This is a genomic window from Candidatus Dormiibacterota bacterium, assembly GCA_035536395.1.
Lineage (GTDB): Bacteria > Patescibacteriota > Saccharimonadia > UBA4664 > DATLOE01 > DATLOE01.
Window position 1 is genome coordinate 1 of sequence record DATLOE010000003.1, and the last position, 12657, is coordinate 12657.

General features: G+C 49.4%; 16 protein-coding genes and 1 other annotated feature. Of the genes, 3 read left to right on the forward strand and 13 right to left on the reverse strand.

Annotation, left to right across the window (positions count from 1 at the left end):
* The 7 genes from VNA68_00290 to rplJ all read right to left on the reverse strand — a co-directional run.
* On the reverse strand, nucleotides 1–345 hold a 345-nt coding region (locus VNA68_00290; protein HVE80574.1), incomplete at its 3' end, for a hypothetical protein.
* A 2-nt stretch (nucleotides 346–347) separates the two neighbouring features.
* A complete protein-coding gene (locus tag VNA68_00295) occupies nucleotides 348–830 on the reverse strand; it encodes a GtrA family protein (GenBank protein ID HVE80575.1) in 483 nt (160 codons plus the stop codon).
* A 48-nt stretch (nucleotides 831–878) separates the two neighbouring features.
* Entirely contained in the window at nucleotides 879–2240 is a 1362-nt protein-coding gene (dnaB, locus tag VNA68_00300; protein ID HVE80576.1) for a replicative DNA helicase, read from the reverse strand.
* Nucleotides 2233–3675 (reverse strand): DNA polymerase III subunit gamma/tau, encoded by a 1443-nt coding sequence (gene dnaX, locus VNA68_00305; GenBank protein HVE80577.1) that lies wholly within the window; start codon nucleotides 3673–3675, stop codon nucleotides 2233–2235. The genes dnaB and dnaX overlap by 8 nt, the downstream gene beginning before the upstream one ends.
* A 130-nt stretch (nucleotides 3676–3805) precedes the next feature.
* Nucleotides 3806–4318, reverse strand: a complete 513-nt coding sequence (locus VNA68_00310) for a hypothetical protein (protein ID HVE80578.1) — start codon at nucleotides 4316–4318, stop codon at nucleotides 3806–3808.
* A 107-nt stretch (nucleotides 4319–4425) separates the two neighbouring features.
* The gene (rplL, locus tag VNA68_00315) at nucleotides 4426–4812 is read right to left on the reverse strand and encodes a 50S ribosomal protein L7/L12 (GenBank protein ID HVE80579.1); all 387 of its coding nucleotides are present in this window, start codon (nucleotides 4810–4812) and stop codon (nucleotides 4426–4428) included.
* Nucleotides 4813–4920: 108 nt separating this feature from the next.
* Entirely contained in the window at nucleotides 4921–5451 is a 531-nt protein-coding gene (gene rplJ / locus VNA68_00320; GenBank protein HVE80580.1) for a 50S ribosomal protein L10, read from the reverse strand.
* Nucleotides 5444–5565 (reverse strand) — a sequence feature (ribosomal protein L10 leader region). Its footprint overlaps the gene before it by 8 nt.
* 101 nt (nucleotides 5566–5666) lie before the next feature.
* Between rplJ and thyA the strand changes: the two genes are divergently transcribed.
* Genes thyA through VNA68_00335 form a run of 3 tightly spaced genes read left to right on the forward strand, consistent with a single transcriptional unit; the run spans nucleotide 5667 to nucleotide 7509 of the window.
* Nucleotides 5667–6575: a thymidylate synthase gene (thyA, locus tag VNA68_00325; protein ID HVE80581.1), complete on the forward strand. Its 909-nt coding sequence runs from the start codon at nucleotides 5667–5669 to the stop codon at nucleotides 6573–6575.
* Nucleotides 6572–7060: a dihydrofolate reductase gene (locus VNA68_00330; GenBank protein HVE80582.1), complete on the forward strand. Its 489-nt coding sequence runs from the start codon at nucleotides 6572–6574 to the stop codon at nucleotides 7058–7060. The genes thyA and VNA68_00330 overlap by 4 nt, the downstream gene beginning before the upstream one ends.
* Entirely contained in the window at nucleotides 7057–7509 is a 453-nt protein-coding gene (locus tag VNA68_00335) for an HIT domain-containing protein (GenBank protein HVE80583.1), read from the forward strand. The genes VNA68_00330 and VNA68_00335 overlap by 4 nt, the downstream gene beginning before the upstream one ends.
* A 27-nt stretch (nucleotides 7510–7536) precedes the next feature.
* On the opposite strand, the gene VNA68_00340 is transcribed toward VNA68_00335, so the two are convergent.
* The 6 genes from VNA68_00340 to VNA68_00365 form a co-directional block, all read right to left on the reverse strand.
* Nucleotides 7537–8379: a deaminase gene (locus VNA68_00340; GenBank protein HVE80584.1), complete on the reverse strand. Its 843-nt coding sequence runs from the start codon at nucleotides 8377–8379 to the stop codon at nucleotides 7537–7539.
* Complete coding sequence (locus VNA68_00345; protein HVE80585.1) at nucleotides 8376–8966, reverse strand: adenylyltransferase/cytidyltransferase family protein; 591 nt, start codon at nucleotides 8964–8966, stop codon at nucleotides 8376–8378. Before VNA68_00345 ends, VNA68_00340 begins: the two co-directional genes overlap by 4 nt.
* A 95-nt stretch (nucleotides 8967–9061) precedes the next feature.
* Nucleotides 9062–10138, reverse strand: coding sequence for a 50S ribosomal protein L1 (gene rplA, locus VNA68_00350; GenBank protein ID HVE80586.1), 1077 nt, complete (start codon nucleotides 10136–10138; stop codon nucleotides 9062–9064).
* 61 nt (nucleotides 10139–10199) lie between these two features.
* Nucleotides 10200–10631 (reverse strand): 50S ribosomal protein L11, encoded by a 432-nt coding sequence (rplK, locus tag VNA68_00355; GenBank protein HVE80587.1) that lies wholly within the window; start codon nucleotides 10629–10631, stop codon nucleotides 10200–10202.
* Complete coding sequence (gene nusG, locus VNA68_00360; GenBank protein ID HVE80588.1) at nucleotides 10631–11170, reverse strand: transcription termination/antitermination protein NusG; 540 nt, start codon at nucleotides 11168–11170, stop codon at nucleotides 10631–10633. Before nusG ends, rplK begins: the two co-directional genes overlap by 1 nt.
* 273 nt (nucleotides 11171–11443) lie before the next feature.
* The gene (locus VNA68_00365; protein HVE80589.1) at nucleotides 11444–12655 is read right to left on the reverse strand and encodes a hypothetical protein; all 1212 of its coding nucleotides are present in this window, start codon (nucleotides 12653–12655) and stop codon (nucleotides 11444–11446) included.
* Nucleotides 12656–12657: the final 2 nt, after the last annotated feature.

Consider the following 12657-nt stretch of genomic DNA (forward strand, 5'->3'; position numbering starts at 1 on the left):
GCTGCCAAACCAGCTCTTACCCCAGGCATAAACAGCTATAACGGCAGCTACACCAATAATTGCGGGGGCTATACGGAGCGCAAGAATGCTGTTGCCCAAGAGTCCGACAAATATAGCCTGCAAATAGAAGAACAGCGCCTCTCTCGGTCCGTTCGTATCATAAAGCGGTCTAAAATCTAGATTATCGAACATCCTGAAGACATCCAGTCCATTAGCCGCTTCATCTGGATGCAGTCCTGGAGGTAATGAATCAAGCTGCCAGAAGCGCAGGAATATGGCTATTAAAATAATAAGGACAAGCGCTGTGCGGTGACGGTCTATAAATAATAAGCGCAGCTTCTTCATTCTTAACTCTTAAAAGCCCAAAATTTGTAGAGTAGAAAGTTCCAGCTCATGCTGGCTATAGTGGCGAGCCCAAAGGCGACGGTTTTAATTACAAAAGCTTGAGTAATGACTGCTGGCAGCAGGGCTGTTACGCCCAGGCTAGCCGCAATCAGGTAAAACAACTGGCCAATATCGGGGAAAACACTTGAGAAGAACTGCACCAGACCCAACTGAATAATAAAGACGCCCACTAGGGTTGAAACCATAAAGCGAGCGAACTGCTGCCCGGCATGCTTATTGCCGGATTTAAATACCCAAGTTTTATTAAAGTAAAAACTATTAGCCATAGCTAGAGCTCCAGATACCAGCTTGGCTGTCCATACCCTGTCGAGTGGTATAGAGAATAGCTTAGTCAGCCCTATAAAGACCACATAATCGATGACTGTATTGAGCACACCAATCAGCCCGAAACGACCGACTTGAGCACCTGTTTTCTGTTTTGCCATAGCGTTTCCTGACTCAAGCATAACCGCTACAAATATCTTTTGTAAAGCTTAAACTGCCGGTGCAACATGTACACGGTCGATATCTCGGAAGATCAGCTGCTCTGGCTGGAAGTAGAGTTCAGCATCGCCAGTGGGGCCGTTACGGTGTTTTCTAATCAGAATGTTAGCAATTCCCGGCTGTTGAGAATCTTTATTGTAGTAGTCCTCCCGGTAAATAAACATCACCACGTCAGCATCTTGCTCAATAGAGCCTGATTCACGCAGGTCAGACAGCTGCGGTATCTGCGGGCTACGCTGCTCTACCGAGCGCGACAGCTGGCTGAGTGCAATTACCGGTACATTTAATTCACGGGCCAAGCCTTTTAGGCCACGAGAAATTTCAGATATCTCCTGTACCCTGTTTTCCTGTGAGTGGCTCCGGCCGCTCATTAGTTGCAAGTAGTCGACCACTATCAGCCCCAGGTCATGCTCACTCTGCAGGCGCCTGGCCTTGGTGCGCATTTCCATAACATTGGTTAGCGAAGAGTCGTCTATGAAGAAAGGCGCATCTGAAAGGATCGCCATGGCATCATTAATTTTGGGGAAGTCACTGTCTTCAAGCCGGCCGTTACGCAGCTTCCAGGAATCAATGCCAGATTCAGCAGCCAGCAAGCGATCGATCAGTTGCTCTTTACTCATCTCGAGAGAAAACAAGCCGACTGGAATCCCTTGCTTTACAGCTACCTGCTGGGCAATATTAAGCGCCAGGGTTGTTTTGCCCATACTTGGCCGTGCAGCCAGAATGATTAAATCTGATTTCTGCAGACCGGCCAGGTGCCTGTCTAGCGCTTTAAAGCCGGTGGGGATACCTCTTAAGGTATTTTTATCTTTATGTAGCTCGTCGATGCGGTCGAATGATTCAGCAAGTACCTCGCTAATTGGAATAAAGTTTTGCTTTAAATGTTTTTGTGAAACCTGAAAAAGCGTCTGCTCGGCTTTATCCAGCAAGCCGTCAAGCGGTTGGTCTTCTTTGTAGCCAAGTCCCGTAATGCTGGCAGCAGCGTTAATTAAGCGCCGCAGTGTGGCCTTATGGGCCACTATATTCGCGTAATGCACTACATGGGCTGCAGTTGGAACAGAATCAATCAGGCTGGTCAGGTAGGCTGCGCCACCAATACGCTCCAGCTCTTTGGCCTCCTCGAGCTTGTTAGAGAGTGTTAAGAGATCAAGCGGTTGCCGGCCTTCATATAAATCAGTAATAGCGCTGAATACGAGCGCGTGTTTGTCTACGTAAAAATCATCGGCTGTGATTATATCGGCTATTTTGATAATCGCCTCTTTATCTACCAGCAAAGAGCCTAGCAGGCTGGTTTCGGCCTCTATGTTCTGCGGCGGTACTTTTGAAGGCATTTTAGAGCTTTGGTTAGTCATGGGCCACCTCTCCCCCTAAAATCTCCAGAGCCGAGGCTACTAACTCATTGGATTGATCGGTTTGAGCAACACGCGGAGATGCCTCTACCTGAACTTGTACAAGAAGCTTGCGGCCATAAACCCTGGCTAGGGCAGTCTCTATAATCAGCATGTTTTTCTGCTCTTTCAGGCGGTCACGGTGGAACCCGAATCTACAGCCTAGAATCACATTATTATTGTCGAACGTAACAGTGCAGGAAGATCCCAGTAGGGCGTATAGCGAATTATTGCGCTGTTTAATTTGAGCTAGAGCCTTCATCCACAAATCTTTATCCTCTACCTGCTGCTTCGGCAGCGCTTGCGGCTTGGCTGCCTCCGGCTTGGGCACTGCTGGCGGCTGCGGCTTGGCAGTAGCTGGGTGCGCCTGAGGTGTAACAAATGTTGTTTCACCCAGGGCCAGCCTGACTACAGCTGCTTCTAGCGCCAGATCCGGAAGCGGCTGGCGGCTAGCGATGATTAGGGCTTCAAACAGCTTGACGTATTCACTAAGGCTGGCCTCTGGCGGATTTACCGATAAAGCCTTACGAATAGCTTCACGACAGAAGCGCATAAGCTGTAAAGTTAGCTGCTGGGGCTGAGCGCCTTGGCTTAGGCAGTCGTCGATTAGAGCCAAGGCCTTGGCTGGCTGGCGCGCAAGTACAGCGCCTACTATACCTTCAATTAAGTCCTGACTGCTCCAGCCAAGCATACGGCGGATAGTTTCGTAATCGATCTGGTTGCCCGTCCCAGCTGCCAGTTGATCTAGCAGGCTAATTGCATCCCTGAAGCCCCCATTTGAAGCTTCGGCCAGAAGTGCAGCTGCATTTTTATCCAGTCCTATCTCTTCTCTTTTGGCGATATATAGAAGCTGTTTAACCATATCGGTAACCGTTATAGGCTGGAACTGGAACCGCTGTGTGCGCGATATGATGGTATCAGGCAGCTTGTGAGACTCAGTGGTAGCCAGAATGAATATCGCGTGCGAAGGGGGCTCCTCTATGGTTTTAAGAAGCGCATTAAAGGCCTCGGTAGTCAGCATATGGACTTCATCTATGATGTATACCTTATACTTCCCCATGGCCGGCGCCAGACCGATTTTCTCTCGCAAGCTTCTAGCGTCATCGATTCCGCGATGGCTAGCAGCATCTATCTCTATTATATCGAGGTGAGTGGAGCCAGCCAGGCAGTTTTGGCATTTCTTACAAGGAGCCTCTCCCGTACCGGTGCAGTTGACGCTTTTAGCCAGCACTCTGGCAACAGTTGTTTTACCTACCCCCCTGGGGCCAGTAAAAAGATAGGCATGGCTCACTCGGCCGGCATTAACGGCACCCTTGAGGGCGGTAATAATATGATCCTGTCCTATTACCCCCTTGAAGTCATCGCTTCGGTATTTTCTGTATAAGGCTATCTCGCTCAAATCACCACAAGCATTACTATTAAGACCCAGTATAGCTTTTTGAGCGTCTAGCTACTAGAGGGCAAAATGACGAATAATGTGCAAAAAACTGTGCAAAAAGCAGTAAATGGCAAAATAATGTAATTTTAGGCTAAGCGATGACGGCTTCTATAGCCGCCCATTCAGCATCACCATCATCTGGAATAACGACTGTTACCTGATCTCCCGGCTGGGCTTTATAGTAGCTGACGCTGGCAAAAAGCACCTTGTAGTCCTTGCCCTGGGCCTCGACGTAGTACTGGCCATCTTTCAGATTCAGGGTACCTATTAGTTTACGGCGCTCTGCCGGAGATATTTGCTTGTACAAAAAGGTGCCGTCCTCTTGGATGGTCAGCTTTAAGGTGTCATTCTGAACTAGCTTCGATTTAGAGGCATAATTAGCCGGTACTGGATATAGCTTACCGTCTGGGCCTATCATATTCTGCCCATCAAAGACACCTTCTATGATTTTACCCCCACTGGGCAAATCTGGGCTGGCTGGAGTGACAGTCTTTTCGTCACCCACCAAGCCAACCAGCAACTCTTTAGCGCCAGCCAGATTAGCTTCAGCTGTTTCAATCAGTTTTTTGAGCGTTTTTAGTTGTTTATCGGCTAAATCTGCCACACCATTTTCCTTTTGTTTTGGTATTACCGTAATTAACTACATTCAAACACACTTACAGTGTAAAGTAAAAACTTTTTACAGATTGAGCCAGATTGTCTCTACGGGTCTTACTGTAGTTCGACGGTAGCGCCAGCTTCTTCCAGCTTCTTCTTAGCCTCTTCAGCCTCAGCCTTGGGTGCGTTTTCCTTAACTGCCTTAGGAGCACCGTCAACGATGGCCTTACTCTCAGCCAGGCCAAGCCCGGTTACTTCACGTACGGCCTTAATGACGTTAATCTTCTGATCTCCGGCGGCGCTCAGCATAACAGTATAGGCGCTCTTTTCTTCAGCGGCTTCTTCACCGCCACCAGCTGCAGGAGCAGCAGCCACAGCTGCAGGAGCAGCAGCGGAAACACCATAGTGGTCCTCTAGAACTTTTACCAGCTCACTAAGCTCGAGAACGCTTAGTTTATCGATTTGGCCTACAAGGTCTTTGAATTTAGCAGGAATTTCCATTTTTTCTTCTTTTTCTTCCCTTGCCTCAGTCTTAGTCTCTGCCTTTTCTTCTTTCGCTTCTTCTTTATTCTCTTCTTTTACTTCTTCAGCCATAATGACTCCTTTCAATTATTCCTTACTATTTTTAATTGCGTCCAGCACTGTGACTATTCCGCGTACGTTGCCGCCCATAACCCCTACTAGCCCGCTCATTGGTGCTGTAAAAGTTCCTACCAGCTTGGCTAGAAGCTCTTCCTTGGTTGGCAGTGTAGCCAAAGCCTTAACCTCCTCGGCCGAGAGCAGCTTGCCGTCAGCTGTAATGGCGCCGACGATATCGAGCGCTTTATGTTGAGCGGCGTACTGAAACACTACCCGGGCCGGGGCGATTTCATCATCGGCCGATACGGCTAGTGCCATGGGGCCGGTAAATGAACTTGGATCTATATGCGCCATTGCCGGCGTGTCTTTAACGGCAATACGCAGCAGGGTGTTCTTGGTTACCCTGTAGCTAATGCCTTCTTCACGCAGCGTGTCTCTTAGCTCGTTAATCTCAGCTACGCTTAAGCCGCGGTAATCAGTAAGTACCGCTAGCTTCAGCTGGCTTAAATCCTGCTTGAGCTGCTCTACATTCTGCTGTTTGACTTCCTTGGTTTTGGCCATAAAAAAATCCTTGGGTGTACCAAAGACATGAGTGCGCCGGAAGTGGCGTTTTACCTCGGGAGCGGATTAAGCCCTGAAGGCTGCTCCTGTCTTTGGTGAACTAAAGTATAATAGCGATTTTACTCCCTGGTGTCAACGGTTTTACAGATACAAACGCAAATGCTATTATCCAGGCAGCTTTGTGAGCGAGTGATCCCTACAACTTGAGAGGTAAAATGCCTGAATATCTTCCGTACTCAGAAAGACACCCCTGTATTCAGTACCAAGACCTACTTCGAAGCATCATTAGAGATGGAGAGAAGGTAGCAACCAAGCAAGGGCCGGCTGCCTACTCCAGAATCGGTGTACAGATGCGCTTTAACCTGGCTCATGGATTTCCGATAATCGTCCAGCGCGACATGAGTAAGTTCTGGCGCAGTGGCATCGGTGAGCTGTGCGCGTTCATAAATGGTGCACGCACCCTAAGCGAGCTTGCGCAGTTCGGCTGCAAGTGGTGGGGGCCTTGGGCCACAGAAGACAAATGTCGTTCGCGCGGTCTGGAAGCCGGCGATCTTGGCCCCGGTTCATACGGACATGCCTTTAGACATTTCACAACTTCAGATGATCCGAATGAGGAAGGTTTTGACCAGTTCGGCCATTTGATACGCAAGCTCCGTGATTTGCCCGAGGATAGGACGGCCCTGGTAAGCCCCTGGGTGCCGCCGTTCAACCATCGTGAATATGGCATTAAGTCCCGTAATACGATCGCCCCATGTCATGGCTGGATTCAGGCTCGTGTTATGAATGGCAATCTGCACCTCCATATGAAGCAGCGTTCAGGCGATACGCCGGTTGGCGTGCCTTCTAATATGGTGCAGTATGCCGCTCTGGGCCTCATGATCGAGCATCTGACGGGCTACAAGTTCACGGAGTATGTGCACTACATTGTGGATGCGCATATTTATGAGGACCAAGAAGAACATGCACGTGAGATGATGGTGCGATGGCCAAAACGTCTGCCAGCGGTGGTTCTGAATGAAGCTGGCCAAGCCGTAAGTGACATTCATGATTTCCGGGCAGAACATTTTGATCTGTACGATTACGATCCTCATCCGGAAATTTCGGGCATACCGGTGTCGGTATGAGCGTGGTACTGGTAGTGGCTCACAGTCTAAACCGAGTTATCGGTAATAAGGGGCAAATTCCCTGGCACATCCCTGCAGACCTAAGGAGGTTTAAGGAGATGACAATGGGTCACACGGTCGTTATGGGCCGTAAGACCTATGAGTCGCTCCCAGACAGGTTTAGGCCATTGCCGGGAAGAATCAATGTAGTTGCTACCCGCAACCCTGACTACCAGGCAGAAGGCTGTATTGTCATTCATGACCTTCCTGCTATGCTGAAATCTGCCAGCTTGGAGTCTGCCATATATGTGATCGGTGGATCTGAAATATATGCAGACTCCCTTGCACTGGCTACCAGTGTAGAACTGACTCTGGTGGAGATAACCTGCGAAGGAGATGCAGTTTTCCCAGAACTGGATCATCAATGGCGGTGCACGTACCAAGGTCCGCATCAAGAAGATAACGACATCTGCTTTAGCTATGTAAGGTTCGAAAGGAAGTCATGAGTCTCTACAACGTCGAGGCTGCGCGCACTCCCGAGCAGCTCGAGAAAATGAGGCAGCTGGAGGATGAGGGTATCTGTGTATTCTGCTTGGAATATTTTGCTCAGTATCACACAGAGCCAATCTGTATGGATGGTCAATATTGGTACGTTACCAAGAACGACTATCCATACCAGGGAGCCTTGGTGCATCTGCTAATTGTAGCCAAAGAGCATGTGACGGCTATTACAGAAATGCCGACGGAAGCCGGCAGTGAGCTGTTCGCCATGCTGGCAACGCTCAGGCAAGCGCATCAAGCTTCAAGCGAAGCGATTGTGGCAAGAAGCGGCGATATGAGGTTTAATGCCGGCAGCGTGGAACATTTACATATTCATTATGTGATTGGTAACCCCGCCTTGGCTGAGAGCTCCCCTGTACGGTTCAAGCTCAGCTCAGCTCCGAAGAATAATTAACCCCCCGACCTAAAAAAGTCGGGGGGTTTAACTTTGCAAATCTACCCGGATTATCTCTACACCTTGCTGATCCAAGACATCTTGGCCATCTAGCACAGCGTAGCCCTCCGAGTAGTACAGCCTGCTAATGCCGCTGTAGGCTACCTGCTTGGCACATGGGGGGCAAGGGAAATCTGTAACGTACATTTCCGCGCCTTCCAGGGATACTCCCAGCCTGGCAGCCTCGGCAACAATCCTAGCCTCGACATGGATTACCGTCGAAAGCTCGAGGTGTACTCCTTGGTAAAAGTTGCCCCTCGGGTCGCCATTGGCATATGGGGTATGCTGCGAAGGTACATGATCGTTCCTGGCACTCAGCAGCACCTTACCATCTTTTACTGCTAGTCCGCCGACATGGCGCCACCAGTCCGAGCTGCCTTTTGCAAGCTCCTTGGCCTGGGCCATGAACTGCTTGTCTAGCTCACTGACGGGTATGGCCCTATGCGGCTGGACCTCATTCAGGGCAACAGTATTACGGCGATCCCAGCGCAGGAATACAGTGTCGTACATGATGTGGCAGCGCTGAAAGTACTTCTCGGCAACCATCCGGCTGATGTCCTCATCTGGGAGTACTAACCTTGGATTCCCCATCGCTAGCTGTGAGGCTCCCATGGAATCCAGAATTTCGACTGAGTCGCATATGCCAAGTGCATTAATAGCAAATGCCATATCAATAGCTCGTAAGGCCCTGATCTCTTTTTCGATTGGCCTATATCCAGCTGTCAGCTCCGGGCCAATCAAAAGGAGTCTGCCTCCGTATGCATGGCGCTTAATAAAACTAACATAGCCGCTATGCAGCACCGGGATATAGGCGACCGCCAACTGGCTCATCGTTTGCCCCTGGCAATGTCGTCGATCAGCTGTGGCAGTATTTCCGCTAGTTGCGGGCCGAGCTTTTCGCCCAGATGCATAAACATCTGCCGAATCCGCTCACTGGTTGTAGTAGTAGACTGGCGCTCCATCACGGCTATTTCACCGCAGAACTTCTTCAGCGCTTTCATTTCTCCCGGCTTGTAGCCATGATCATTTGATAGCACCAAAACATCCGGCTGGACAGTACTGATCAGAGACCAGCGCTCGTCGTCAGCACCTTTCACATAAAGGATATCCACTGGTCTCTGGTAGGCCAGTGTTTCCAGTCGCTCGTCTTGCGGGACCATCGGCCTGTCTGGGCCTTTACGCCGGCGAATTTTTTCGTCGCCGTCTACCCCTACAATCAGAACATCGCCCATGTTTTTCGCGAGCTCCAGATACTTCAAGTGCCCGAGGTGGATCAGATCGAAAGAGCCGGAGGTCAAAACAATCTTTAGTCCGATGCCTTTCAGATGCTCCACCAGCTGACATAAATCTCCTAGCTCGGTAATGTAGCGATCACTAAAGTTCGCCTCATCACCGAAGATACCGCTGGTGATTGCCATCCCTGCTCCTAGAGTAGATTTCAAGGTAAGGTAAGCCGTCTCACCTCACCGACTTTACAGGGTGGATATTACCATAGCGGGTTTAGGTTGGGCAATTAGGTATTACGCGGGTTAGAATCGGCTATGGCCTTTTGAGCATCCAGTTTTATACCCGGGCCCATAGAAGTAGTTAGCGATATCGCCTTAATATATGAACCTTTAGTGCTCGATGGTTTGGCTTTTAGGATGCCATTCACGACCTCTTTGATGTTTGCCAGTAGATCTTCCTCCTTAAAGCTTACCTTGCCGACAGGCGCGTGAACAATAGATTGCTTATCAACCCTAAACTCGATCTTGCCGGCCTTGGCCTGTAAGACGGCGCTTTCTATATTAGTCGTTACGGTACCGCTTTTCGGGTTCGGCATAAGGTTTCGCGGGCCTAGCACCTTGGCTACCTTTCCTAACTTCGGCATCATATCGGGTGTGGCAATCAAAACGTCGAAGTCGAGCTTACCCTTTTCTATTTGCTCCAGTAAATCGCCATCACTTATAATATCGGCTTCGGCTTTCTTGGCCTCAGCGTGTTTATTAGCTGTAGCAAGTACCGCTACGCGAGCCTGCTTACCGGTTCCGGCTGGCAGCACTACGCTAGCCCGTACCATTTGGTCGGCCTGCTTAGGGTCAACACCCAGATTAACATGCAGCTCCACTGTGGCATCAAATTTGACTTTTGAAGTCTTCTTGGCCAGCTCAACTGCCTCACTCAGGTCGTACTGCTTAGTTTTGTCAATTAGCTCACTAACTGCCAGATAGTTCTTGCCGTGACGGTTTTTGGGGTTTGGCTTGTGCTCTGGCTTCTTTACAGCTGGCTTTGGCTCGGTTTCAATATTTTCCTTGCGGTCTGCTTCATCATCAGCCTCCCTGACCGACTTCGCTGAGCGCTTACCGGCCTTGGCCGCAGGCTTTTTAGGCTCTTTCCCCGGCTTGTCCTCCGCTTGCTCTTCCTCTATTTTTTCATCCTCATCCTCGTTGCGCAAAATATGCTCACCCGTAACATCTGTTGTGTCCTTAGGTGTCGGCAGTGCCGATGCATCTATATCTTCGGAGCCGGATTCTAGATCTAGTACTTCTTCCCGCTCGAAGGCTTCAGCTTCTAGTTCTTGTTTCTTTTCACTTTTATCTTGTTTAGCCATTTATCCTCCTGTGGTACAAGCCCCTTCGACTTCTCTCAGGGTCCCACTGTCATATTAGTTATTAATCGTCTACCGTTACTCCCATGCTTCGGGCCGTCCCGGCAATAATCTTGGCGGCGGCGGCAGGATCATTGGCACTCAAGTTGGGCATTTTCTGAGCAGCAATATCAGCTACCTGTTGGCGAGTTAGGTTGGCTACCTTTTCTTTGTGTGGTACCCCTGAGCCCTTTTCTATTCCCGCAGCTTTACGGATTAAATCGGCTGCCGGGGGTGTTTTTGTAACGAAAGTAAAGCTCTTGTCCTCAAACACGGTAACCTCCACTGGAACGATTTGGTCGCCTAGGTCCCGTGTCTGCTCATTGAAGGCATTAATGAAATCCATCATGTTCAGGCCATGCTGACCTAGGACCGACCCAACTGGAGGCGCCGGAGTGGCCTTACCGGCCGGTACCCGGATTTTGATTTTAGCTGTAACTTTTTTTGTAGGCTTCATTAGATTTTCTTTACCTGCAGGCTGTCTAGCTCTACCGGGGTTTCGCGGCCGAACATGTTTACCAGCACCTTAATTTTACCTTTATGTTCATCAATCTCATTTACAGAACCATCAAAGCCCTTAAACGGCCCGTCGATTATGTTTACAGGCTCGCCAATAGTGAAATCGATCTTGTATTTTGGCTCCTCTACTCCCATTCGCTTCTGTATCTGCCGCACCTCATCTTCTGGAATCGGTGTCGGTGTGATACCGCTACCCACAAAGCCAGTAACATTCGGTGTGTTACGTACTACAAACCAAGAATCTTCGGTTACGATCATCTGTACAAGGACATATCCGGGGAATATACGGCGCTCTACAATCCGCCGGCGTCCGTTTTTAATCTCTATCTGATTCTCCTTGGGCACGATCACATCAAAAATCTTATCTTCGTATCCGAGGGAAACAATCCTCTGGCGCAGGTTTTCTGCCACCCGGTCTTCATATCCGGAGTAGGTGTGGATTACATACCAATGTTTTTGCTCTGTAGCTTTTGTCATTGCAGCAGCTATCTCCCTTTTAGTAATACAGTCTGAGCGAGTTGAGCTAATAGATAGTCAATCGCGCCCAGGAAAAAAGCCATGACCAGGGAGAAAATAATGACTACCACTGTCAGCCTGAGGGCTGTACGCCTGGTTGGCCAAACGACTTTTAGCAGTTCGGCTTTGGAATCCCTTATATAGGCCAGTAGTCGCTTCATGTATCCCTTTTAAAGCAATTTTAAAAAGCCTCTCGGCTTCTTCTGTAATTGTATATCTATAATGAGTCTTTCGTCAAGGTTTGGTCTTGGATACACGACCGGTTAAAAGCTTGAGCCGTAAGTGGGGCATAAACTGGGGTGCTAGCCGTCGGTAGCGCTTAAGCCAAAGTGCAATCTCAACCTCTAGAAAACCAAGTACGGCTATAAATATAGCTGTTGCCACTCCGCCGGCAATAATACTAGCTGCAATCTCAGCTGGCTGACCTAAAGATACAAGGTAGCTGCCGGCTACAAGAGCTACTGCGGCTGCCAGGATGATAACTCTCATAATGACGGTTTCAAAACCTGAGAGCAGCATGGCCGCACCTTCGCGCCAATACATCCGCCAGGCTAGCTGAAGGGCCCGGCTCGATGAGAAGCCCCCGATAACGACTGCCGGAATGGCTATATGTCTTGTGACATACAAGCCGATTACAGCCCAGGACGTAAGAGCATTTGTTATTAGCAGAAAGGCTATTTTATAGTTTGTATCCAACGGTATCAATTTGGCTATCTCAAAGAAGCCATAGCCAGATAGGGCTAGAAACAATAAGGCCATAATTGAAGTCAGGTTGATGTTTATTACATCCATAAAGCTGGCCCGGGCAGCCATCCACCATTGGCTTCTCGGCAGCGGGCGGCCGTTACCAGCAGCTGCCTTGCCATACAGCAAGGCACATTCGGTTAATACGAATGTGATAAATACCATTACTAGAGCAGCTGCGGCGGCGTAGAGAATAATGTCGCTATCGAACTTCAGCCAGACAGCGGCTCCGATTACTGCCCCCGTTGGGACTGCGACTCCTAAGGCAGTTTTTACGGCTACTAGTAGGCTACGGGTGGAGGGGGTCTCAAAAACCGGCTTCTTAGATGGGCCGGGCGTAGGCTTTGATGCTATTTTTGCTGCCGGTTTATAGGCAGTTTCCTTTGGTTTTTTAGCATTTGCTACTGGAGTGGCAGCAGGCTTTGTCGGAGCCGTAGGCAGAGTATCAGTAGAAATCGGTTCAGCTGCGAAGTGTTTAATGGAAATATCTCCTACCGGTTTACTGGCGGGCTTATTAAGCGCTACCGGTGCCGATGTTTTGGCTGGGCTAACATCTTGCATGATTCTGGGCCTGGCGGTGGGTGCAGCTACGACCTTTGCGGTTTTAGAAGCCGACTCACCAAGCTTATGCCCGCAGTTAATACAAAACTGCTGGCCTTGAATACCGACAATGTCATTTGATCCGCAACTTGGGCATACCATAG